The 24525-nt window shown below is 42.1% G+C and carries 19 protein-coding genes; 9 read left to right on the top strand and 10 right to left on the bottom strand.

Annotation, left to right across the window (positions count from 1 at the left end):
- Window positions 1-114: 114 nt before the first annotated feature.
- A complete protein-coding gene (locus tag ACED48_RS14275) occupies window positions 115-1035 on the top strand; it encodes a DMT family transporter (RefSeq protein ID WP_029627228.1) in 921 nt (306 codons plus the stop codon).
- Between the two features lie 144 nt (window positions 1036-1179).
- Here ACED48_RS14275 and ACED48_RS14270 read toward each other — a convergent pair whose 3' ends face one another.
- Window positions 1180-1596 carry a VOC family protein gene (locus tag ACED48_RS14270; RefSeq protein WP_017058068.1) on the bottom strand — a complete coding sequence of 139 codons (417 nt, stop codon included), beginning with the start codon at window positions 1594-1596 and terminating at the stop codon, window positions 1180-1182.
- A 236-nt stretch (window positions 1597-1832) separates the two neighbouring features.
- Window positions 1833-3656, bottom strand: coding sequence for an ABC transporter ATP-binding protein (locus ACED48_RS14265; RefSeq protein ID WP_017058067.1), 1824 nt, complete (start codon window positions 3654-3656; stop codon window positions 1833-1835).
- Window positions 3657-3995: 339 nt separating this feature from the next.
- Here ACED48_RS14265 and ACED48_RS14260 point away from each other — a divergent pair, with 339 nt between their 5' ends.
- The 6 genes from ACED48_RS14260 (at window position 3996) to acnA (ending at window position 13465) form a co-directional block, all read left to right on the top strand.
- On the top strand, window positions 3996-6089 hold the full coding sequence (locus ACED48_RS14260) for a TonB-dependent siderophore receptor (protein ID WP_017058066.1): 2094 nt from the start codon (window positions 3996-3998) through the stop codon (window positions 6087-6089).
- Window positions 6090-6164: 75 nt separating this feature from the next.
- Window positions 6165-6950 carry an ABC transporter ATP-binding protein gene (locus tag ACED48_RS14255; RefSeq protein WP_017058065.1) on the top strand — a complete coding sequence of 262 codons (786 nt, stop codon included), beginning with the start codon at window positions 6165-6167 and terminating at the stop codon, window positions 6948-6950.
- A gap of 71 nt (window positions 6951-7021) precedes the next feature.
- Window positions 7022-7864: an iron-siderophore ABC transporter substrate-binding protein gene (locus ACED48_RS14250; protein WP_029627227.1), complete on the top strand. Its 843-nt coding sequence runs from the start codon at window positions 7022-7024 to the stop codon at window positions 7862-7864.
- Window positions 7861-9828, top strand: coding sequence for a Fe(3+)-hydroxamate ABC transporter permease FhuB (gene fhuB / locus ACED48_RS14245; RefSeq protein WP_017058063.1), 1968 nt, complete (start codon window positions 7861-7863; stop codon window positions 9826-9828). Before ACED48_RS14250 ends, fhuB begins: the two co-directional genes overlap by 4 nt.
- 210 nt (window positions 9829-10038) lie before the next feature.
- Window positions 10039-10437 carry a DUF2061 domain-containing protein gene (locus ACED48_RS14240; RefSeq protein ID WP_017058062.1) on the top strand — a complete coding sequence of 133 codons (399 nt, stop codon included), beginning with the start codon at window positions 10039-10041 and terminating at the stop codon, window positions 10435-10437.
- Between the two features lie 271 nt (window positions 10438-10708).
- Window positions 10709-13465, top strand: coding sequence for an aconitate hydratase AcnA (gene acnA / locus ACED48_RS14235; RefSeq protein WP_017058061.1), 2757 nt, complete (start codon window positions 10709-10711; stop codon window positions 13463-13465).
- A 342-nt stretch (window positions 13466-13807) separates the two neighbouring features.
- On the opposite strand, the gene ACED48_RS14230 is transcribed toward acnA, so the two are convergent.
- The 3 genes from ACED48_RS14230 to ACED48_RS14220 all read right to left on the bottom strand — a co-directional run bounded on the left by ACED48_RS14230 (window position 13808) and on the right by ACED48_RS14220 (window position 16881).
- Entirely contained in the window at window positions 13808-14059 is a 252-nt protein-coding gene (locus ACED48_RS14230) for a hypothetical protein (RefSeq protein WP_017058059.1), read from the bottom strand.
- 859 nt (window positions 14060-14918) lie between these two features.
- On the bottom strand, window positions 14919-15932 hold the full coding sequence (gene tolA / locus ACED48_RS14225) for a cell envelope integrity protein TolA (RefSeq protein WP_017058058.1): 1014 nt from the start codon (window positions 15930-15932) through the stop codon (window positions 14919-14921).
- Between the two features lie 352 nt (window positions 15933-16284).
- The gene (locus tag ACED48_RS14220) at window positions 16285-16881 is read right to left on the bottom strand and encodes a tyrosine-type recombinase/integrase (protein WP_017058057.1); all 597 of its coding nucleotides are present in this window, start codon (window positions 16879-16881) and stop codon (window positions 16285-16287) included.
- Window positions 16882-17034: 153 nt separating this feature from the next.
- On the opposite strand from ACED48_RS14220, the gene ACED48_RS14215 reads away from it, so the two are divergent.
- A complete protein-coding gene (locus ACED48_RS14215) occupies window positions 17035-17574 on the top strand; it encodes a redoxin domain-containing protein (RefSeq protein ID WP_017058056.1) in 540 nt (179 codons plus the stop codon).
- 98 nt (window positions 17575-17672) lie between these two features.
- Here ACED48_RS14215 and ACED48_RS14210 read toward each other — a convergent pair whose 3' ends face one another.
- The 3 genes from ACED48_RS14210 to ACED48_RS14200 all read right to left on the bottom strand — a co-directional run bounded on the left by ACED48_RS14210 (window position 17673) and on the right by ACED48_RS14200 (window position 19483).
- Window positions 17673-18038 carry a helix-turn-helix domain-containing protein gene (locus ACED48_RS14210; protein WP_017058055.1) on the bottom strand — a complete coding sequence of 122 codons (366 nt, stop codon included), beginning with the start codon at window positions 18036-18038 and terminating at the stop codon, window positions 17673-17675.
- A gap of 32 nt (window positions 18039-18070) precedes the next feature.
- Window positions 18071-18655 carry an NAD(P)H-dependent oxidoreductase gene (locus ACED48_RS14205; RefSeq protein ID WP_017058054.1) on the bottom strand — a complete coding sequence of 195 codons (585 nt, stop codon included), beginning with the start codon at window positions 18653-18655 and terminating at the stop codon, window positions 18071-18073.
- A 285-nt stretch (window positions 18656-18940) separates the two neighbouring features.
- A complete protein-coding gene (locus ACED48_RS14200) occupies window positions 18941-19483 on the bottom strand; it encodes a cysteine hydrolase family protein (RefSeq protein WP_029627226.1) in 543 nt (180 codons plus the stop codon).
- Window positions 19484-19572: 89 nt separating this feature from the next.
- Between ACED48_RS14200 and ACED48_RS14195 the strand changes: the two genes are divergently transcribed.
- Window positions 19573-20484, top strand: a complete 912-nt coding sequence (locus ACED48_RS14195; RefSeq protein ID WP_158006795.1) for a GlxA family transcriptional regulator — start codon at window positions 19573-19575, stop codon at window positions 20482-20484.
- A gap of 344 nt (window positions 20485-20828) precedes the next feature.
- Here the strand turns inward: ACED48_RS14195 and ACED48_RS14190 are convergent, their stop codons facing one another.
- Window positions 20829-23219: a bifunctional diguanylate cyclase/phosphodiesterase gene (locus tag ACED48_RS14190; protein WP_017058051.1), complete on the bottom strand. Its 2391-nt coding sequence runs from the start codon at window positions 23217-23219 to the stop codon at window positions 20829-20831.
- Complete coding sequence (locus ACED48_RS14185) at window positions 23216-24268, bottom strand: extracellular solute-binding protein (RefSeq protein ID WP_017058050.1); 1053 nt, start codon at window positions 24266-24268, stop codon at window positions 23216-23218. The genes ACED48_RS14190 and ACED48_RS14185 overlap by 4 nt, the downstream gene beginning before the upstream one ends.
- Window positions 24269-24525: the final 257 nt, after the last annotated feature.

Here is a 24525-nt window from a genome sequence, read left to right as displayed (position 1 = left end):
ATCGTGCTGAAATGAGAATTAATTGAATTAAGTTGACGGGAACCAGACAAAGCCTTTGGTCGGCTCTCCAAAACTACGTTATGATTCCACTTCCCTCAACCGATTGATATTTTTATGCCCTCTTTCTCTTTTTCACTGATCCCTGTCGGGGTTAGGTTCATGCTCCTCTCCGCTTTTGGATTCGCACTAATGTCGGCTTGTGTAAAGTACATTAGCAGCTATGGCATACCTGTATTTGAAATTGTCGCAGCTAGAGCTTTGGTGTCTTTGATCATCAGTTATATTGATGTGAAACGAAAGGGCATTTCGATTTGGGGTCACAACAAACCACTTCTTTTCCTGCGTGGTGTTGTCGGTACAGCTGCGTTGATGTGCGTTTACTATGCGGTGACGACACTGCCGCTCGCAGAAGCCGCTATCTTGCAATACGTCCATCCAATATTTACCGCGTTGCTCGGTGTGTTATTCCTGAAAGAACGCGTCCAGAAATCAACGATGATCTGCATTGCATTCTGTCTAGCAGGATTACTGGTGATGGTTCAGCCAAGCATAAACACTGGCGCGAGCAGTGAGTTACCCCTGTTCAGCATTATGGTGGCATTGTGCGGTGCGTTTGGTAGCTCGATTGCGTATGTGATTGTGAGAAAGCTTAGCCAAACGGAAGACAGCTCAGTGATCATCTTCTACTTCCCACTGGTTGCCATGCCAATATCCACAGCCTTAATTTGGAGCGACTTTGTATGGCCCAGCTTATTTTTGACTGTGATGCTGGTTCTCGTCGGGGTTTTCACACAAATAGGTCAATATGGTTTAACCAAGGCGATGCAAACCCAAGCTGCGGGTAAGGCGTCGGCTTACTCATACATTCAGATCGTATTCTCTGCACTATTAGGTGTTTGGATCTTCAATGAAATCCCATCGGCTTGGACGTACTTAGGTGGTGGCCTCATTGTAACAGGCGCGCTAATCAATGTGTTTGGCAAACAGTTGCTGACGCCCCTTAAAGCGAAAGACCAAAAGCTAGGCATGAAGTAATTTCCTACCTTTAATCCAAGTTTAAAAAGGGCATTGCGGAATAATCCACACTGCCCTTTTCTGTAAGTCTTTCCTAGCACTCTTTCTTAGTCGTTTATTTCGAACAAACTAGCGTTAGCAAACCAAGTCGATAAACGATTTTTATTACGTGGCATTGCGTAGTTTGGGATCATCACTCAGATATTCAACGAATTCAATTTCAAAGCCAGCCGGGTCTACAAAATAGACGTTTTTACGATAAGGTTCTTCGGCGCCGGGTTTGGCTATTGGGAAACCCGCATCAATAAGGCGCTCAATCACGCTATTGATGTTATGAGTCACATAAGCAAAATGCGCGAGACCAACCGAATGCCCTGCCAAGTCTCTGTTTTCTCCTTCACCGTGATCACTCAGTGCAATATATTGATATTCGTCACCAAAATGCAGCCAATTGCGTGGCTTACCTGACCACTCCCCTTTTCCCTCATCACGGACATACCAATGAGGGAACGCCGCTTTATAGAATGTCAGCATTTCAGGGATGTCCTTAACGACTAAATTTACATGTTCAAGTTGGATCATTCTTCTCTCCTTAAAGTATTCTCGTAAGCAACGTTGTATATCCTAATACCTAAAGTTAAGTTTAGGTAAAGACCTAATTTGTATTTATTTTGAGAGCGTTTTTAGTTCACAAATTATGTAATAGGCTCAACGAACCATAAGGTAACGATGCCCAAACCCGTAATCACTCAAATGAACATCTAGAAAAAACGAGCCACTTGGGCTCGTTTTGCATTCCTTTCTATAACATTTCGGCTCTAACCTAAGAAACCGCCAGTCTGATGCTGCCATAACTTGGCATAAACACCATTCAGTTCGAGGAGCTCTTGGTGTGAGCCTTGTTCGATAACTTGTCCTTGGTCCATAACAATTAAACGATCTAAAGCAGCAATGGTTGATAGTCGGTGGGCAATCGCAATTACCGTTTTACCTTCCATTAACGCATCAAGGTTTTCTTGTATTGCTGATTCAACTTCCGAGTCCAATGCCGACGTTGCTTCGTCCATAATCAGGATAGGCGCATTTTTAAGAAGCACTCGCGCAATGGCAACACGTTGACGTTGTCCACCCGAAAGCTTAACCCCACGCTCACCTACTTCTACGTCATACGCTTTATTGCCATTTTCATCTTTCAACTCTTGAATAAAGTCATGAGCATGCGCTTGTTTCGCTGCAGCAATCACGTCGTCCATACTAGCTGCAGGGTCGCCGTAAAGAATATTCTCTTTGATTGAGCGATGCAGTAATGAAGTGTCTTGAGTGATCATGCCAATATGTTTACGCAACGATTCTTGTTCAACTTGAGAAATATCTTGTCCGTCAATACGAATATGACCACTGTTAACATCATAGAAACGCAATAATAAATTAACCAAGGTCGATTTACCTGAGCCAGAACGACCAACAATACCAACCTTCTCTCCTGGCTTGATATTCAGTTCAAGATCGTTAAATACCGATTTCTCTTCATTGTAGTTAAAGTGAACTTTATTAAACTCAATTGCACCTTGTTTAATTTCTAGTGATTTTGCATTTTTAATATCTTTAATTTCAACATCATTAGAAATGGTATTCATACCATCGACAACTGTACCGATATTTTCAAATAATGAGCTCACTTCCCACATGATCCATTTCGACATGCCTTGAACTCGAAGGGCTATACTAATACCAACCGCTATCGCCCCTATCGTTACGCTGGCGTCTAGCCACAACATGATAGAAGTAGCGGCAATTGAAATAAGTAATAGGTAGTTAATTGCGTCCACGCTCAATAACAAGCATGTCACCATTCGCATTTGGCGATAAACGGTTTTCAAAAAGCCTTTCATGCTGCTTTCAGCGTAATCGAGTTCACGTTGAGAATGTGCAAAGAGCTTAACTGTCGAAATATTCGTATAAGAATCAACAATACGGCCCGTCATGATAGAGCGAGCATCCGCTTGCACTGTCGCTATTTGTTTCATTTTCGGAATAAAGTAGAGTTGAATAAAAATATACAGTACTAACCAAATTAGAATTGGCAGCATTAAAATGAGGTCAGACTCACCCATCATCCAAATCATTGAGATGAAATAAACTGAAATATACACCAATACATCAAGAAGTTTCATCACGGTTTCGCGTACTGCTAATGCACTTTGCATAACCTTGGTAGCGACACGTCCAGCAAAATCTCGTTGAAAAAAGCCAACGGCTTGCTTCAACAAATAACGGTGAATTAGCCAACGGATTGACATTGGATAGTTACCTAGCAGCGACTGGTGCATGATCATCGAATGGAAAAAGCCCAACGTTGGCATAACAACGACTACAAGAATCAGCATATTCTTGATGCTGCCTCCTTGATCTTGCCAAAATGTTTCTCTGTCTTGATTGGCTAATATATCAACCAGTTCCCCTAGGTATCGCAATAAAGCCACTTCTGAAATAGCGATCAATGCACTTAGAATCGCCATTAGTACCAAAGGCACTTCAAAACCTCGGGTATAAAAACGACAAAAACCAAATAAATTTTTTGGCGGTTTTTCGGTTTCGTGTGATGGAAATGGCTTCGTAAGGTTTTCAAACCAATTAAACATAAGTAGTAATACCTGTCTTGTGCTATCGGGGGACGGGGTCGCCATTATCAAGATTTCTTCAGACTTGTGTAGCTTTTTTTTGAATCTATCAATAGATGCGCAAACATATCAATTTGTAATTAAAAAACTAAAAAACAGTCATTAGCGCTTAGCCAATATGTTAACACCCACAATTATCAAACATTGATCACGCAATAATTTTTCAAATTGTCACCTTAATGTGATCTAGATCTAATTATGATTATTATCAACTAGGTATACTCGCAACAAAAATGAGAACCATTATCACTACTCTTTGCATTAAAAGAGCGAGTAACCAATCAGTACAGTGGAAAAATAATGACCATCCTAAAACCAAAAACGCTTAGCCTTGCTGTTAAGCGAAGCCTAGTAGTGGGCTCAATTCTTTTACTTCCGACTCAATTTGCTTTTGCGACAGACACTTCAATAGAAGAAATAGAAACGATCACCGTGACAGCTCAAGCATTGAAAGTAGAAACCCCTGCAAAAGAAACACCTAAATCCATTTCAATCATATCTGAAGATGAATTGCGTGTTCGAGCACCACAAAAACTGGATGAAGCACTGCGCTACACATCAGGTGTAATGGCCCAGCCATACGGCGCTGACAATGATACTGATTGGTTCAAAATTCGTGGTTTTGATGCTGCAACTTACCTAGATGGTCATCGTCTGTTTCGAGATGGTTATTACACATGGTTAGTCGAACCATACGGACTAGAAAGCGTTGAGGTGATTAAAGGTCCTTCTGCTGTTCTTTATGGTGAGTCTGCACCTGGTGGCTTAGTTAATGCTGTTCAAAAGAAACCAACTTTCGCACCTCAAGGCGAAGTTAAGATCGAAGTGGGCAACAATAATCATCAAGCGGTCGGATTCGACGTTGCTGATGATGCTAACGAAGATGGCAGTGTACGTTACCGTTTAGTCGGTTTAATGAAAAGTGAAGATGGCGAACTAGACGGTACAAGCAATGAACGGTTCTACATTGCGCCAAGCTTTGAGATTGATATTTCTGATCGCACGATGCTTACCGTTCTAGCAAGCTACCTTCATGATGATGGTGTACCAACGAACCCTTTCTTCCCAGCAGCAGGCACATTAATCGGCTCGAACTTTGGCAACATTGACCCGTCAACAAACCTTGGTCAACCTGACTACGACAAATATGAACGAACTCAATTCTCTTTAGGCTACTTGCTAGAGCACGAACTTAACGACACGTGGAAGCTTTCTCAAAACCTGAATTATGGTGCTAACGAGCTATACCTTCGTAGCTCTTACGCTTTCTCAAACAACGATCCATCTGTTGAAGAACTTGCGCAAGGTATTGTATTCCGTGATGGTAAAAACGAGAGTATTACCTTTGATAACAATGCAGTAGGTAACTGGATCACCAATAACGCTGAACACACGGTGTTAGTTGGTATGGATCTGCAATACCACAAAACCGATGGCCTAGAGCAAGACAACTATGCGTTTGGCACGATCAACCCGTCAAACCCAGAATACGGCAACTTCACCCCGCTTGATTCTGCAAACAACATTAAGCGTGAGATCTCGAAATCTCAGGCAAGTATGTACTCACAATACCAACTTAAATTGCACGATCAGTGGATTGGTAACGTTGGCGCTCGCTACGATTGGGTTAAAACCGAGAATACAGGAAAAGGCACAAACGTTGCTCAAAGCGAATCTCGCGATGACGGTGAATTATCGTTAAGTGCTGGCGTAATGTACCTTGCCGAAAATGGCTTATCGCCTTACGCAAGCTACTCTCAATCGTTTGAAGTTATCAGCACTATCGATGCTTCAACAAACGAGCTATACAAGCCACTTGAAGGCGAACAGGTTGAGGTAGGTATTAAATACGAACCTAGCTTTATCGATGGATTTGTTAATGTTGCATGGTTCGATATTGCTCAGAAGAATGCACTCGTTACAGACCCTTCTACTTGGGTAGCAACGCAAACAGGTGAAGTAACATCGACAGGTGTTGAAATCGACGGTGCAGCTCAGCTTACAGACTCTGTAAAACTAATGGCAAGTTACACCTATACGAAAGCAGAGACTGATGAAACATTTGGTAAAGGTAAGCAGCAAGCAGCACTTATCCCAGAGCATCAAGCATCAGCTTGGATTGATTACAGTGCACAAACGTTCATTCCAAACCTCAATATTGGTACAGGTGTTCGCTACCTTGGTGAATCAAAAGACAACCCTAAGAGCTCAGATCTAACGGTTCCATCTGTGACACTTTGGGATGCATCGGTAACTTATGACATCACCTATCAATGGCAAGCACAGCTAAATGTGAACAATATTCTTAACGAAGAGTATGTGTCTGGTTGTGATTACTGGTGTTACTACGGTCAATCTCGCTCTGTAATGCTAAATGCAAACTACAAGTGGTAACCCGCTCATAGCTCACTAAATATAGCGTCCCCCTCCTATGAGGGGGCTTTTTCGTATCTATAGACAACTAAATTTATGTACCAACTCTCTGATATTAAAGTTTGCCGCGGTGGACGTACCATTTTTCAGGTCGATGACTTATCAATTCCCACTGACGAACTCACCATCGTACTTGGCCACAATGGTTCAGGTAAATCGACACTGGTTAACCTTCTTTCTGGCCAAATGGCCGCTGACGAAGGGAGAGTGACAGTAGACGGCAGCATTCTGACCGATTACAAAACCAAAGAGCGAGCGAAGAAGATCGCTTATTTGCCACAGAAACTACCTGCATCGGCAGGCCTAACTGTGCGTGAATTAGTCAAATTAGGCCGCTTTCCTTGGCGTGGTGCCTTGGGGCGTTGGAACAGCGAAGATACCTCTATTATTGAATCAGCTATGGAACGGACGGGGATAACACAATTTGCCGACACCTTAGCTGACCAATTATCGGGTGGTGAACGCCAACGCGCTTGGGTCTCGATGCTTCTTGCACAACAATCGCCAATACTTATCTTAGATGAGCCAACATCGGCTTTAGACGTCCATCACCAGTTTCAACTCATGCAATTATTGTCGGAACTCAACAGAACTGAAAATGTCGGTATCATTGTGATCCTGCACGATCTTAACCTCGCGCTTCGCTATGCCACTCATATTGTTGCATTAAAACAGGGCCAAATTGCGTTTGAGGGGCCTGCTGATATCTTGCTGGATGAACAACGTCTTTCCAACTTATACGAATCATCGATTCAGTTGATTGACCACCCAGCGCCGGGCAATAGCGTAGCGAGTCAAAAGGTTGCGGTCGTATGCGCCTGATTAATGTTCACCTTCGTCTAGTTGTCGTCGTGGTTTCGTTGTTGGTTTCATTTTTCAGCCATGCTGCTGAGATGGTTGAAAACCGAGTCAGTTCACATCCTTTTGCCGAAACGCCAAAGCGAGTTGTGGTTCTCAATTGGGATCTCCTTGAGCAAGTATTGGCACTAGGTGTCACGCCAGTGGGCGCACCAGAGCTTGATAGTTATCGACTTTGGGTGGTAAAACCTGAAGCACCGAAAGAGATTACCGATATTGGTTCGCGCTCAGAGCCCAACCTAGAGCTGATTGCTAATCTCAAACCCGACGTGATTTTAGCGGCGTCACCACAACAAGATATTTTGCCGATCTTGGAGCAAATTGCGCCAGTGGTTTACCTGCCCAATTTCACTGAAAAAGAAAATGCCGCCAACACTGTAATAGCGCACTTTACAACCATTGGTAAGCTACTCGACAAAAAGGACATCGCAGAACAACAGCTAGCAGAGATGGAAGTGGAACTCTCTAAATTGAAGCAGAAGCTCGCCCCCTACTACGCACCAAACACCAACTTGGTCGTGATGCGGTTCTCTACATTGAATTCTGTATTCTTGTATTCAAATAACTCATCGACACAGTACGTGGTGTCAAAGCTTGGCTTTAATAACCCAATTCCCGTTGAGCCGAGAGCCTGGGGAATTCAACAAACTCGCATCAACACGTTGCAACAAGCAGGAGAGAGTTATGTTCTGTATATGAAGCCCTTTCCTCAAGAAGAAAAATTGCAAAATGCCCTCCTATGGCAATCTCTACCTTTCGTGAAGCAAGGCAGAGTCAATTCAGTGCGATCTGTGTGGAACTATGGCGGAGCAATGTCATTGCTTTATTTAGCTGAAGCCATTACAGACAGCTTAATTGAGCTGGCGGAGGACAAATGAACATCAAATTAGTCTCCTCTTCCTTAATGGCACTTGTTTGCTTCGCGATTTTCAGCCTACAGATTGATACATCACTCGCATTTAGCCAGCAATTCAGCTTAATCATGACACCAAGTTCTGCCACCAGCTTTGATGAGATCTTCTTTATTGACTCCCAACTCCCACGTCTAGCCATGGCGATATTAGTAGGTTCGATGCTTGGGCTGGTCGGAAGCTTAATGCAACAACTGACACAGAATAACCTCACCTCACCGCTCACCCTAGGCAGTTCATCCGGTGCATGGCTAGCGCTTGTTGTAATGAATGTTTGGTTTGTCGATTACGTTGCAGATTACTCAGCATTGGCTGCCATGATCGGTGCATTAGTGGCGTTTGGGTTTATTGTGGCAATTGTCGGGCTCAAGAATATGACGGGGCTTCCTTTGGTGGTTTCTGGAATGGTCATTAATATTTTGCTCGGTTCAGTCGCTGCGGCAATTGTGGTACTCAATGCTCAATTTGCCCAAAACGTATTCATGTGGGGCGCAGGCGATCTTACCCAATACAGTTGGGATTGGTTCGAATGGTTGCTGCCGAAGACGGGTATTGCGCTCGTTTTATTCCTCATTGCCCCAAGAATTCTGACATTACTTCGCCTTGGCCAAGAAGGCGCAACAGCAAGGGGGCTACCCGTAGTTCCTGCTTTTACCTTGCTAATGGTAATGGGTATTTGGTTGGTTTCAGCCTCAATTACCGCCGTTGGCATCATTAGCTTTATTGGCTTACTCACACCAAATATTGCCCGAGCGTTAGGGGCGAGAACACCACGACAGCAACTGCTATCAAGTGCTGTACTCGGCGCTGGGTTACTGATCTTTACCGACACGCTAGCCATGCTACTGACGTTTTGGTTTGAAGAAACGATTCCTAGCGGAGTGACAGCAGCGGCGATTGGTGCGCCGGCGCTCATTTGGTTTAGCCGTAAATCTTTGCACGCGCAGGATCAACTCAACCTCTCAATGGGCGAAGGCAAAAATCGCATCTCAAGATCAACGATTGGGCTTATCCTATCCGCTTGTTTGATCGGCGGCTTGCTTTATATTTTCGCGACTACGACTTCAAATGGGTTGATGCTGTCTTCTCCAAATGAATATCAATGGCAGCTTCGCTGGCCTCGACTCATAACCGTAATATCAGTAGGTTTAGCGCTGTCGGTCGCTGGTGTGATCTTACAGCGCTTAGTCTATAACCCTTTGGCAAGCCCTGATATTTTAGGGGTCTCCTCTGGCGCTACCTTTGCTATTGTCACCACAACTCTGTTTGTTGGAAGTGCATGGTCCGGTTCTGAGTGGATGGTTGCATTCCTAGGCAGTGTAACGGTGCTTATTGCGTTACTTCTACTAGGCAAAAAACACAATTTTAATCCGTCTAACTTCATTTTGTCTGGTATTGCACTTACTGCAATGCTTGAATCTTTCATCCAGTTCTCACTTGCCAAGGGAACGGGCGATAGTTACAAAACACTACTATGGCTAACCGGATCTAGTTACCGCGTAACGCAAGAACAAGCCATGCTGTTACTTACCGCTAGTGCGGCATTAGTGTTAATCGTACTGATGTTATCACGCTGGTTAACTGTGATTGCTATTGGCCGTCAGTTTGCCAACGCTCGCGGCTTGAATGCTAACCTAGTAAATGTAGTCGGTCTCTCTTTGGTAGCATTACTGTGTGCTTTCTCGACCGCAACAATGGGACCGGTAGCGTTTGTCGGCCTTGTTGCCCCTCATATGGCAATGATGCTCGGCGCAAAGAAAGCGACTCCGCAACTGCTCACCGGAGGAATCATTGGAATTACGTTCATGATTTGGGCTGATTGGCTTGGGCAAGTAGCGATATACCCATTTAATATGGCTGCCGGCACATTAGTATCAATAATGGGAAGTGGATACTTCTTATTACTAATGATGAAGAGTCGTTTTAGATAACAAGCCATATGTGAATCATTGGTTATACGATTCGATTTAAACCAATAAGGGCAAAATACTTGCCCTTACTTTGTTTAATACTCACCGATCTACTTCTAACGCTTGATTGTCAAAACCTATCACTACCATAGAATCAATCCACTTCCGTAAATGAGAATAATTATCGATAATGGTTCTATCAACTCAGATGAACCGCTTTAGGATAATACGATGATCAAGACAATCACTTTTGCAGCTATTCACTTTACCATTGCAACCTTGGTCGCTTTTAGCTTAACAGGCGACTTCCTACTCGGTAGTTTGATTGCCATGGTCGAGCCTTCAGTTAATACGGGTGCTTTTTATCTACATGAAAAAATTTGGCAAAAAGTCGCCTTTCTAAAACGCCGAGAATCCATGACTCAAGTGAAAACAGCCAGCTTTGCCACCATTCACTTTAGCGTTGCGTTTACGGTAACTTATGCATTAACAGGCGATGCTTTCCTCGGTGGTTTAATGGCAACAATCGAACCTGCAATAAACTCTGTGGCTTACTTCTTCCATGAAAAAGTATGGTTACGCAGAAGCCAGAATGCCGATTATATCAATAGAAATGTTGTCGCTGGATAGGAAGTATGGGGTATGTCGCCAGAGGCATGTTCCACGGTTCATGGCTTTTTGCAACTGTCTCTATTTAGTACAAAATCTTACTCGTGACATTCGTCAATCATCTCAACTTGATTTCAGCGAAACATCGACGTTGCTCCGGATCTTCAATAGAACGACCTACATTTTTCCTAAAGTTTGTCATACTAAATTATGAACGCGTCTGTTGGTCAATCAACAAGGCCGGCATGCTCACAAAGAGTCGTATCACGCACAGCATTATAGGAGGCACTTCATGCCAAGCGAACAATGGAGTAAAGACAGCTTGAATACACTTTCAGTTATAACTGTGGGCGGTCGGCACTATCACTATTACAGCCTGATAAAAGCCGAAAGCACATTGGGCGATCTAAGCCAGTTACCTTTTTGTCTGAAAGTCCTGCTGGAAAACCTTTTGCGTAATGAAGACTCTTTTTCGGTCACTCAAACGCATATAAATGCCATGGCTGAGTGGCTCAAATCGCGCAGGTCTGATACCGAGATCCCATTTCGACCCGCTCGAGTTCTCATGCAAGATTTTACTGGCGTTCCAAGCGTCGTGGATCTGGCAGCGATGCGGGAAGCGGTACGGCTGTCAGGTCAAGATCCTGCATTAGTTAACCCTTTAACCCCTGTTGACTTAGTGATTGACCACTCGGTAATGGTTGATCATTTTGGTGATACTTCATCCTTCAAAGATAACGTCAGTATTGAAATGCAACGAAATCAAGAACGTTATGAATTTTTAAGATGGGGGCAACAAGCTTTTGATAACTTCCGCGTGGTTCCTCCAGGAACGGGGATCTGCCACCAAGTGAACCTAGAGTATCTGGGTAAGACCATCTGGTATAAAGAATTCGACGGAAAAACGATTGCCTACCCTGATACGCTTGTAGGGACCGATTCACATACAACAATGATTAATGGCTTAGGCATTTTAGGTTGGGGAGTGGGCGGCATCGAAGCTGAGGCCGCCATGCTAGGCCAACCAGTTTCTATGCTTATCCCGGAGGTGGTCGGCTTCAAAATTACCGGAAAATTGCGTGAAGGCATTAATGCAACCGACCTTGTGCTCACCGTGACCGAGATGTTACGAAAAAAAGGGGTTGTTGGTAAATTTGTCGAGTTCTATGGGGATGGATTGAAAGATATGCCCGTAGCCGACCGAGCAACAATTGCCAATATGGCGCCTGAATATGGCGCAACATGTGGCTTCTTTCCGGTCGATGAGCAAACACTAAAATACTTAGAGCTTACCGGTCGAGAAGCCTCTCAGATAGCTTTGGTTGAGGCTTACTCCAAGGCTCAAGGGTTGTGGCGCGAGCCAAATCATGAACCGATTTACACTGACCACCTAGAACTTGATATGGATAAAGTGGAAGCAAGTGTCGCCGGGCCTAAACGACCCCAGGATCGCGTGGCTCTTAAAAATATTAAGTCAGCATTCGACCTTTTCATGAAAACAACTGAAGTGACACCACAGGAAAAAGATAAGAAAATTAAACGAAACAAAGATAAGAACAGTACCGACAATAACGCTCAACGGATAACCAACGCTAATTTAGATATCGACAGTGTGAAAACGCATCTGATGCCCGGTTCGGTGGTCATTGCAGCAATCACCTCCTGTACTAACACATCGAACCCGAGCGTCATGATCGCCGCTGGGCTGCTAGCCCAAAAAGCAGTAAAAAGAGGATTGCAAACCAAGCCTTGGGTTAAGACATCTCTTGCTCCGGGATCCAAGGTCGTCACCGATTACTTAAAAGTCACAGGACTTCAGGAAAGCTTAGACCAACTGGGGTTTAACTTGGTGGGTTATGGGTGCACCACTTGTATTGGTAACTCCGGTCCTTTGCCGCCTGTCGTAGAAAAGGCCATTATAGATAACGATCTTACCGTCGCTTCAATGCTTTCAGGGAATCGTAACTTTGAAGGCCGGGTTCATCCTCTGGTGAAAACTAACTGGCTGGCCTCGCCACCATTGGTGGTCGCGTACGCGCTTGCAGGCAATGTGCGGCTTGACCTAACTAAAGACCCTTTATGTATTGATGCTAATGGAGATAACGTCTATCTCAAGGATCTCTGGCCAACTCAGCAAGAAATCGATGAAGCCATGCTGCGCGTAAAAACCGAGATGTTTCATAAGGAATACGGCGAAGTGTTTGAAGGTGATGACAACTGGAAAGCGCTTAAAGCGTCGGAAAGTAAAGTCTACACTTGGTCCGATAACTCGACCTATATTCAACAGCCACCATTTTTCGTCGGCATGCAAACACAACCCGACGCGATTGAGAATATAAAAAATGCGAGCATATTAGCGCTACTGGGTGACTCGGTTACGACCGATCATATCTCTCCAGCAGGTTCATTCAAACCAGACACTCCAGCAGGTATATACTTGCAATCTCATGGTGTGGAGCCTGCAGATTTCAACTCTTATGGCTCACGACGAGGAAACCATGAAGTCATGATGAGAGGAACCTTTGCCAACGTGCGGATCCGAAATGAAATGCTGCAGAATGTAGAAGGCGGCTATACCACGTATATACCCACCGGTGAGCAAATGACGATTTACGATGCTGCCATGAAGTATCAGGAAAATAACACCCCTTTGGTTGTGATAGCCGGGAAAGAGTATGGAACAGGATCGAGCCGAGATTGGGCAGCAAAAGGCACCCGCTTGTTAGGTGTGAAGGCAGTAGTGGCCGAGTCTTATGAACGAATTCACCGTTCCAATCTCATCGGTATGGGCGTTATACCGTTACAGTTCCCACAAGGCACCGACAGGCTAAGCCTTGGGCTCTGTGGCAAAGAAACCATAAACATAGAAGGTCTATCAGGAGAAATTCACCCCGGGCAGACATACACCATGCTTATAAACTATCCCGATGGCACGAATAAGCGCTGCAATCTGTTATCGCGTATCGACACGAGCACTGAAGCCACCTACTTCACACATGGTGGTATCCTGCATTATGTGGTGCGGGAGATGCTAAAAGAAAAATCATAGCAAGTTAAGTCGGCTTATCTGGAATGCAGTGCCTACTGAGGCTTGAAGGTGAGCCGTTTCCTTGCTTGAGGAATAGAACTTGGTGCAATGTCCCACCAATTAAACCAGAAGACGCAAAATTGAAACCTAGAGCATACCCTCAAGCCAATTGCTTGAGGGTATTTTTAGAAGTGCCTGATGATCACAAACGGGTAAAGATTCTTCCTATGAAGGTTCTGGGCAAAGTTTCTCAGGTCTTTCACTAATCTAGCAAATCATCGATAACCACATATATTGCAAAGGAAGTTGCGTCGAGCTAGCGCTTGATTTAGGTGCTCATCGAGTACAGTTACGTTAAATGGTTCAAAATTCACCTTTTAAAACTACATACATCATCAAAGCATTAAGTAGCACACTAAAAAAAATGACTGCAAAAAGTTTTTGAGACCATTTCTTTTCAATTTTTTTTATCTTTGCCACCAAGAAAGACTTAGATACGACGTTACAGTCACTTATTGCTTGGTTTATTCCCATGGCAATGGCTGACGCTTTTTTCTCAGGAACACCAGACTCAACAAGACGCTTACTCAATGTAGGAACATCAACAACAATCATATGTCTCAACCTTTTTTCTTAGTAAATTATCTACCTTAAAGTACCAGAAAGCGCCAAAAGACCAAGCATCTTAATTTCACATCAACAATCAGTGTCACTATTCCTATTATGTAAAACCTGCGATTTAGTTATCAAAAACAGCCTCTACCGCCCCCTCAAACGCTCTTAGTGAAGGTTTCAGACACTTAATCACCATGATTTGTAATGTTCTAAAAGTGATTTGCAGGACAAAAATCGGCATGTTCATTTGAAGCAAGAATCTCACGATGGTACCCATTTATCATGTGTAATGAAATTTTGGTGTTATATGAGCTGTATTTGGGGGAATTCGTCTATCCTGCGAACACGCACTTATGGAGGACAATGTTAAAGGGGCATTTTCTAGCTCGAAAATGCCACGAGTCAAAATTCAGGTCTATGAAGCCTCTGGACAGAAATGAGTTTCGGAAATCCTAGCATTAGTAAATCATGAATTAACATAAGTACGGCAAAGTCACTTAACTCTTTGTTCTCTTCAAACCAAACCGTACAATTCAACTTAATAAGGTAGTTTCAGGCTTGTTCAAGATTCGGAATATAGTGTTTGCTGTATAACACCTTAAGTCCTTATTTGTAAGGATCGACATTTCGTATGAGCTTAACCCCTTGGTTGCACGAATAATCAAAGAATGTAGCGCTAACGAACAACATGCAATAGCGTTTATAAAAGCGATATAGATTACTCAAGTCAAACCGCATAGCTCTACAATCAAAATGCTAAGAAACCGCGAGTACGGACACGGCTTTTTGACCTACACACCAAGCACTGGAGTGTGTACGTCGATTTAAGGGTTAATATGAGTAAGCGCCATTCCCACTATTACTCAACCTCAATGATTAAATTAATATCCTTCACTTTAGATATAACCTCTGGGTCTGAAGGTAATGGATACGACCCCACTTGTGCCACAGCTCTTTTAGTCACAGCACACAGGCGACGGTCTCCATCTAAAACAGACAAGCTACCTAAAATGGCGCTAGAACCCGCTGGGATCAGACGTAAATTAATCTTACAACTCTTTCCTTTGTAAGAATTCGCCAATAATAGATTTGTCTCTATAAGTTGAGTGTATATAGCTCCATAACGTTCAGTTTCACTGGTGATATGGAGTGAACGTTCAGTAGAGGGAGCTTTGGTTTCCACTAGCAACGCTTTTTGAGCTTTACGCTCTTGTTCAAGACGAGCTTGCTCTGCTTTTATCTTAGCTTTTTCCAAATCTTTCTTTCTCTTCTCTTCCCTCTCAAGCTCTTTAGCTTTCTGAATCTCCAAGTACTCATTCATAGAGGTGATTCCAGTATTTCTTGCGTCAATAACACCTTGCTCGGGACAAATATTTTCAAATTTGAGGAGGTATTCATCTAAATTAGCCACATCAAATATCCAATAATCTTCGCCGTTCCACGATTCCGTTTTTAGTGCAAGCTTTTGAGTTTGGAGTATCGCCTTGAACAAGGCATACTCATTTTTAAATTGTAATGTTTGAGAGTTAATTGGTTTAACTCTCAAAGTGCCAGGTGTGTTTTTATCTAATCGAAGAGTTAACTCTACTTTGTGTAAGGGGTTAAAATGAGCATTTTCAAAGACTATCTCAACAGACATTGTGCGATATTGAAGATCTCCAAAACCAGCATTTTCACTTTCATAGACCTTTACAGAATCTGAATCACAGAAGAATCGAAATTCAGCTAGACCTCCTGAAGTGGAACTATGTGCTTGAGTGGTTACATCAAAAGACACCCTATCCGTAAATGGATCTATCTTCTCATGAGCTGCCCAATTTTCGGCTCGAACAAAACCTGAAAATAGCAATAAAAGCAAACAAATATATTTCATATATACCTTCTAATACGCCTAGCTCGCGACTCTCAACATTAGTACTTTAATACGTGTAGTAATTGAAAGTGAAAGCAAACACTTTATAGACGGATTATCTCTATAGTTAAATTCTGCCTATGTTACGCCAATCATTATGAAACTTAACAACTATCAATCTATTCTGTGAATGTAAAGGTAGTTTTAGAGGGGAATTGCGGAAACCCTATGCATGATTTAACAATTGCACGGATTAGATTAATTGGGTTTATTCTAGAGTATTCAGGTGAGTTTCTTTGGTGGGGCTGAGAAACTTTGGGGCAACACCTTGTCGGTGAACAATAGGAACCCTACTAAATAGGGTTCATTTCGACTAACAATCCGTGCCTTCTGAAAGTAACAATGCATCTTCTAATTCGACACCAAGGTAGCGAATAGTGTTATCTACCTTTGTATGCCCCAGTAAAAGCTGTACCGCTCGGATATTTTTAGTTTTTGCATAGACCAGTGTCGCTTTTGTTCGTCTCATCGAGTGAGTACCATATAGGTTCGGATCTAACCCAAGGTTTAACGCCCACTTTCTAACTAGATAGCGGTAGTACGAATAGCTTATAGCTTTGTGCTTACGTCTTTGACTTGGAAAAAGAAAATCTCTGCTGCCTAGTGAAGCAATCAAAATCCATTTAATTAGGCTTTGTTGAGTTCTTGTCATTATCTCAAATTGAACTTCAATGCCCGTTTTTCGCTGAATATGTTTAACGCGATTAAATATCCTATCTTGCGAAGATACATCACAAACTCTGAGAACGAGCAAATCACTCGCTCTAAGTTTGCTATCAATAGCTAAGTTGAGCAACGCAAGCTGCATCAAATTATTTTCAATTTCTAATCTGGTTCTGATCCGCCAAATTTCCTCAAGCCGAAAAGGCTTTTTGACGCCACTTCGTTTTGTTTTGTTGAAAACCACCATGATGAACTCCTTTTTGATTTGGTCATCACGATTGTAGTTGGAAGAAATGGACAGTTTCCTTATCTAGGTTACCAAAAGTATACTAGTTGAAACTATTCTGATCTTGCCCTACGTTTTGAATTACTTAGTAATAGTTAAATCCAAGGAGCCAAGATGGGATACTCAAAGAAACTGAAAGCAGGTGCTACTTTCCCTGTATTGGAAGCAACTAAAATAGATGGAACAAAAGTGAAGTTAGGTCAGCCACAAGGTGAAGCTACTTGGCAGGCTGTATTCGTTTATCGTGGTAAACACTGCCCACTTTGCACAAAATACTTGAATGAAATAGAAACTTATAAACAAGCCTTTTCCGATGCCGGTGTCGATATTCTGGCTGTCTCTGGCGATTCAAAGGAACAATTAGAACAACATCTAGAAAAGCTCGATATAAGCTTCCCGATTGCTTATGGTTTAAGTGAGCAACAAATGAAAATGCTAGGACTTTACATTTCACTACCGCGCTCTGAAAAAGAGACTGACCATAACTTTGCAGAGCCGGGGTTATTTGTAATTAATGAGCATGGAAATGTTCACGTAGTAGATCTATCAAACAACCCATTTGTGAGACCTGAACTTGGTGCACTTACACGGGGGTTAGCTTGGATTCGCGACCCAGATAATCATTATCCAATCCGAGGTACGTTAGATTACTAAATGTAGCTTGCTAGAACGAGACAGTTCCGAATAACTCTCGTATAAAAAAGGCAACACCTTAAGATGTTGCCTTTTTGCAATGTTAACTTTCATTGAAATTACTTGAGTTGGATATCGTTACTTTCCGACCACTTTCTTAACTCATCAAGAATATTCAAGGCACTTCTTCCAAACTCGGTAAGCTCATAGCTTACGGCTAGCGGCTTTTCATTTAGCACTCGACGTATCACCATATTTTCGTTTTCGAGTTCCTTTAGGCGTTGGTCTACCATCTTCTTACTTGCGCCACCGAGCATGCGTGAAAGATCATTAAACCGAACCGGACCATCTTTCAAATGATAGATAATTGAACCTTTCCATTTAGCTCCTAAAATCCTCATTCCTTTTTCAATAGCACATGGCTCGCCGCAGGCATGAATAACACTTTTGTGTCCTTTTGCATTTATTTCAACTTTTGCTTTCATACAGCCTCGCTAAAAACGAATCCAGACCGTTACTAGAATACTTCGTTGAGGTGCGCTTCAAATCGAGCGAAGTCATTCTCAATATCGGCATTCTTCATAACATCGTAACATGCAAAAGTAGGCAGTGCAGACATACCAAAAAATCGGAAATTTGCGTGCATGTGGAACATCAAATCATCCACACTTTTACCTTGGAATAGGTATTCATCTTGGCTATTAAACGATTCTTGTGGAGTATTAAATGTTAGAGAAAGCATGTACTTGGTGTTTGTAAGTGTACCGCCTGTACCATAGTTTTTAGTCGGTTCATCTTCACTGCGGCCATCGAAAGCACACAACGCACCTCCCATTCCGGCTGTGAACACTTCATCCATATATTTCTTGAAAGACCAAGGGATCGTCATCCAATTAACAGGGGATTGCAGAATGACTCGATCAGCCCATTGAAAGTGGGCCAATTGTTCATCAACAACATACTCTTCTTGCATGGTCACAACGCGAACAATATGTCCTTTTTGCTCTAAAAGTGTAACAGCTTTGTCAACCAAAGACGCATTAAGTTTGCCTTCTGAAAATGGCGATGGCTCGTGGGCATTGATGATAAGAATGTTGCTCATTGTTAATTACTCCGCATATAAAGATTGGATAGACAAGTGAAGTCATAGCTCCTTGTCTGCTGCGGTATATATTAGTTACCTAAAAAGCGAATTCAATTAGTATACTTTTAGTAACCTAGTCAAAAAATTAGTTGGATTGACTTAAGTGATAGCTTTATATAGAGATCTTAGTATTAGTTTCTTTAGTGCAAAACCTGTTTAATTCTTCAACGTAATATTCAGATGTAACTCGCCTTGGGGCAGAAGTAAGCTAGCTTTTTACACGCTAGCTTACCCATATTATGCTTACCTGCTAATAATGTCTTCACTACTTACAATATTAGCGATACTTGATACTTCCGCGAGCGCGGTTAAATGTACTTCTTTGGCAGGAATGATATGTTCGAAAATAGATAAATCGCATGTTGCACAGGCATCATGAGCAATCGTTGTATTTAACCCATACTCTAGGGCTGCTCGTGCGGTACTACTAATGCACATGTGTGTCATCATACCGGCTAATACAACATGAGTAATACCCAGCTCATCTAACACTTCGCTTAGCTCTGTTCCCGCAAATGAATTTGGGTAGTTTTTGGTGATAATACGCTCCCCATGTTTAGGCTCAACACTAGAATGAATCTTTTGCCCGTGCGTTCCTTCAAGCATAAATTTCAATTTTGGTCTCGCAGCTAGGTGCTGAATATGAATGATAGGCTTCTGTGATTCACGGTAGAAAGTCAATAGCTCCTTTGCTTTGTTTGCCACAGTCATAGGGTTGTTCAAAGGCATGGCACCACCTTCAAAGTAATCATTTTGAATATCTATAATAATTAGTGCTTGGTTCATAGTCATTATTCTCCTTGATTTGAGATTAACGACTTTACTCCGATCATTAGAACGATATAATGTCCAAAAATGACACTAAAAGGTCACATATGGACAACAGAAAAATAGCAGTCACCGTTCTTGTTACTGAGCACGCGATGCGCTCTGCTATAGCGGGGATAGAAGACATTTTATCGATTGCCAACCATGTGAATAGTCATCCACTTTTTGATGTCACGGTTACGCTACCTGGGCAGATCAACATCGCTGATACTCCAGATCTAGTGTTCATTCCTCCTAGCAATCTCGGCTCATTAAAACGGTATGATGAAAAGATACTTAAAGCACTTAAGCACTGGTACTCACAAGGCTCAACATTGGCTGCAAATTGCGCAAGCGTTTTTTGGTTAGCCCATGCAAAACTTCTCAACCAACGAGCAGTGACAACTCATTGGAAATTATGCGACCAGCTTGCTATTGATTTTCCAGAAGTGTTGGAGGTTAAACAACATGAGATGGTTGTTGATGAGGGCCGAATTATTACCGGTTCCGGCTTGTTCGCATTTCAGGACTTAACACTGCACGTCATTGCCCGTCATGGTGGTTATGAACTCGCCAAAGAGGTTGCTGATATTTGCCTGTTAGATTTTACCGGGCGACTGCAGGCTCATTATGAACGATTTATGCCTGATTATACCCACGGCAATAAGATCGTTCTGAAAGCACAAAAATATTGCGAACACACTCCATTAAACGAGCAAAGCAATCATGCAATGGCTGAGCTTTGTTATGTCAGTGAACGAACGTTGACGCGGTTATTTAAAAAGGTATTAGGTTTAACCCCTCAGCAATACAGGCTGCGTTACAAGATGGATATCGCCAAGCGCGAAATGAACATAAATAAACTCACCATCGAACAAGTGGCTTTTATGACTGGGTACAATGATGTCAGCAATTTTACGCGTGTCTTTAAAAAGGTCGTAGGGATCAGCCCCAATCAATACCGTTCACGTTTTTTATAACTTATTTTCGGACAGATCTGAGCTAGCAGGCACTTTGAGAGAAAAGTGCCACGAGTCAAAATTCAGGTCTATGAAGCCTCTGGACAGATGTGAGTCAGCGACTTTGCTAAATTAATAGAATACGGATTAGATATAGTATCGAAAACACCGCTTTACTGAAGTTGGCTCGCCTCAAATAGAGGTACATCTGGCTTTTTATCGTTACCCATGTCAAAGCTCATGATAACAATTCTAATCAGGAGGCTAAATTAATCAGGCCACAACATACAGCCATCAATCGAGCGGGCAGAGTAATATGTCATTCTAAGGCGCAGAACTAGACCATATTCTATGGTGTCACATATTTAACTGTATTTAGGCAAACTCCCTCTCTTCCATGCTGCGATAAAATCATCTTCTTTTAAGGGCTTAGATAGCAAGAACCCTTGTACTTCCTGACATCCTTTGCTTCGAACGTAATCTAACTGACTCACAGTTTCTACGCCTTCTGCAATTATATTGAGGTCGTAAATTTTGGCCATTTCTATGATCACTTCAATAAGCTGTTTGTCTGTTGATTCAGAGTCAATTGCGTTAACAAACATACGGTCGATCTTAAGCGTATCAATAGGATAATTTATCAGTTGGCTAAAGGCCGTATAGCCGGTACCAAAATCGTCAAGAGAAACCTTCACTCCGAGTTCTTTCAACGCCTTCAGTCTCTCTATATTTTGTTCATCACCGGGTATAAAGCAGGTTTCGGTGATTTCCATTTCAACCATGTGGGCTGGAATCTCATAGCGTGTCAGTAACCCAGAAAGTACATTGACAAAGTCGGAATTAGAGAGTTGCCAAGATGAGAAGTTAATCGCTAATGTACCATCAAAATCCAGCTCTTCTATCCAGACGGACAGTTTTTGAAGAGCATTTTCAAAAACCCAATAATCAATATGTTTAATTAAGCCTGACAATTCTGCTACAGGTATAAAATCCGCTGGCCCGTAGGAGAGTAGAGCCTCGTGGCTCGTTCGGATTAGAACTTCTGCACCTTTTATCTTACCTTTTTCGATATCATAAACAGGCATATAGGTTAGATAGAACTCGTTAGATTTAATCGCATCTTTCAAGTCTTCATTAATTTGAGTATGACGCTTTATTTCTCTATCCATCTCTTTTGAATAGAATTGATAATGGTTTCTTCCCGCGACATTTTTGCAGGCATACATCGCTGAATCAGCATTGTTAACCAGTTCGGTGACAGACTTAGCATCATCAGGGTAAACAGAAATACCGACACTGACCCCAATATCAAATTGAGTACCATCCACTTCGAAGCCGTCCTCAAAGAGAGAGAGAATTCGATGGGAAAACTCGGTAAGTATATCTAAGTCGTCCAATCCACCAACTATGATGGCAAACTCATCTCCAGATAGCCTGGCGAACTCAAACTCGGAGATAGTCAGACTCTCCCACTCAAAATCAACAAAGCTCTCGACAAGGCGTTCTGCAAACACTACGAATAAGTGGTCACCCACATGATGTCCGTACTTGTCATTTACGTGTTTAAAGTTATCAATATCAAAGTAGATAACGGCGCACTTTGTATCTGTTTCGGTGCAGTTATTTATTATACGCATGATATCTAAATTGAATTTTTTCCTATTTGGTAAGCCTGTCAGAGAGTCTCTTTTTGCCAGATCATCGAGATCAGTAATCAAATTAATGTACTTATTGGTAAGGATGGAGACTTCGTCGTTACTTTTGGAACGCTCTATGTAGACTAAGTCATCATAATTTACGGACTCCACGTTCTTAGTAAGTATCTCCACTGGCTTAATGATTTGTTTTACGATAAGCCACTTTAGTAGTAAGAAAGTGACAGCCGTTACTGACAAAACAATAACAGCGTAAAGAAGTTGAAAGGGCTTATACAACTCATTGAGATGTATTTGAGGTAGGCAAATTTTGATAGACCATAAGTCATGTATTAACTGAAAACCCAATTCATAGTCTGGCAGGGTAATATCTTTTATCTGTTCTTCGTTCCCCAGCGAGTACGAGGTAGTATTAGGTCTAATTATCAGTTGAGCACCAGGATCAAGCTTACTTTTCACAGACTCTTGAAATTCATTGTAGTGCCTAATTTTGGAGCGAACCACTGCAGTAAGTAATGTCTGCCCATAAGAAAAAGTTGGGACAGTAAAACTCTGCTCGGGTGTAAATGTCTTTACAACTAAAAATTCAGGGCCTTCAACACCATCGTTCAGTTTGTAGGTAGAGGCATTAACTCGAGCCACACCTTTCAAGTCTAATTCTTGTTGAATCGCAGCAAGGTGATCCGTCACAACCGTATCAGCAGAGTATTTGGCAAATGGGTCCGACGTATTAAAGTAGATAAGTTCTTCGCCATTAATATCCACTAGAGCAAAGCTCTCGATCATACCGTGATTGAGCTTTAATTGATTAATATACCCCGCCAGTTCTTTCTCCGTGTAGTACTGAGCGGTGTCATCATATATTTCAATAAGATACTTTTGAATATAGTAGTTCTCTAGACTCATTCTAATCGCAAAATCGAGCTCTCTAAGCGCTTCATTAAGGTCATGAGAGATATGAGTAAGTTCACTTTGTAATTGTTCCGATAGCGACGAGTTCAGTTGCATTTTTTGACTGGTGTACGAAAAAACTCCAGCGATGGAGAAAATTACTACCATAACAGGAAGTAGAATATAATTGATCTTTAGAGACAGTTTCATTTGTTGGTTTTATATCTTTGGTTATGAATAACAAAGAGTATTTGGCTTCTCAGGTTTGAAGCTTCTTTGCTTAGTGTCTTATAGGTAAACGATGAACCGCTGTCTAATCGCTTTGGGAACAACTCTTCATCTAACAGATAATCATCAGATGCTAAGTCCAGGACGTGTCTGTTCGAACTTGCGAACCACATCTCTTCAGCATTTAATGCCGATCTTTCAGGTGTGTTAATAAAGTTAAGGAACTCTATTGACGCTTTGCTAATAGGCCTGTCTTTATGGACACTAAAGCATTCATGCCACATCAAAGTGCCTTCTTGAGGAATGGTATAGATCCAATCATCTTGCTCTGTATACGACGCTATTTGTTCTTTTTCTCCTGAATAGATAACGGCAACTTCCATTTTAGAGCCCGATTTTGTGTCTAGGGCATAGCTAACCCCCGCTCTTATTACTAATAGCTGTTCACGGACCTTCATCAACAGTTTATACGCTTGAGCTAATTCGACTTCATTTTCGGTCATAGGATCAAATCCTAACGCCAATAATGCGATTGCAATGGTATCTACATCGTCATCAGGAATCACAACCGTTTGAGGGTGTTCTAATGCGTAGTCGAAAACGTCCATCCAAGAGGTTATACCTTCGGTAGCTCTTGAAGACCGAAAGGCGACCCCCATGGCACCATTAGAGTACGGAATGCCGTTAACTCCGCAAACTCTGCGAGACACCTCTGTAAAGTTTGCATTGCCTTCCTTCAAAGTATTAGACAAATCCCCTAATATGCCTGCTTTGCCCAGTTCGCCAATGGTTAGCCCATCAATGATAAACAAATCATAGGCTAGGGCTTTACCTGAATACACAACAGCATCACGCAACATTTCATTTTCAAAATAAACTTGAGAAACAGTATGACCGTACTGTTCTTCAAACTCTTCTATCAGAGTGTTAGAGATATAGTCTTCCCAAGTGAAAATCTTTAGCTCTTCAGCAAAACTCAAAGCTGACAAAAAAATAGAACTAGTTAAAGCAAAACAAGTTAAAAAACGCATCAGACACCTATTACTAATTGTTTTCTATGGAGTTTAACCATGACGTTAATTTTGGTCTTATTATATAAAATAATAGGTGTAATTATGCCTCACTAATAAATATATTAGTGAGGTGTATATTAGATTTTGTGCAAATAGTTGATTTGTGGGACTAGATAATTGAAAGTGTAAAATACCGTTAAGCATTATTTTTCATATGCATACTCTCTACTACAACATCACCAACTGGCAATTCCACGTCGATAGCTTGCCATGAG

It is taken from the genome of Vibrio sp. 5S239 (genome assembly GCF_041439575.1).
GTDB lineage: Bacteria > Pseudomonadota > Gammaproteobacteria > Enterobacterales > Vibrionaceae > Vibrio > Vibrio kanaloae.
This window is presented reverse-complemented; position numbering and strand designations above follow the sequence as displayed.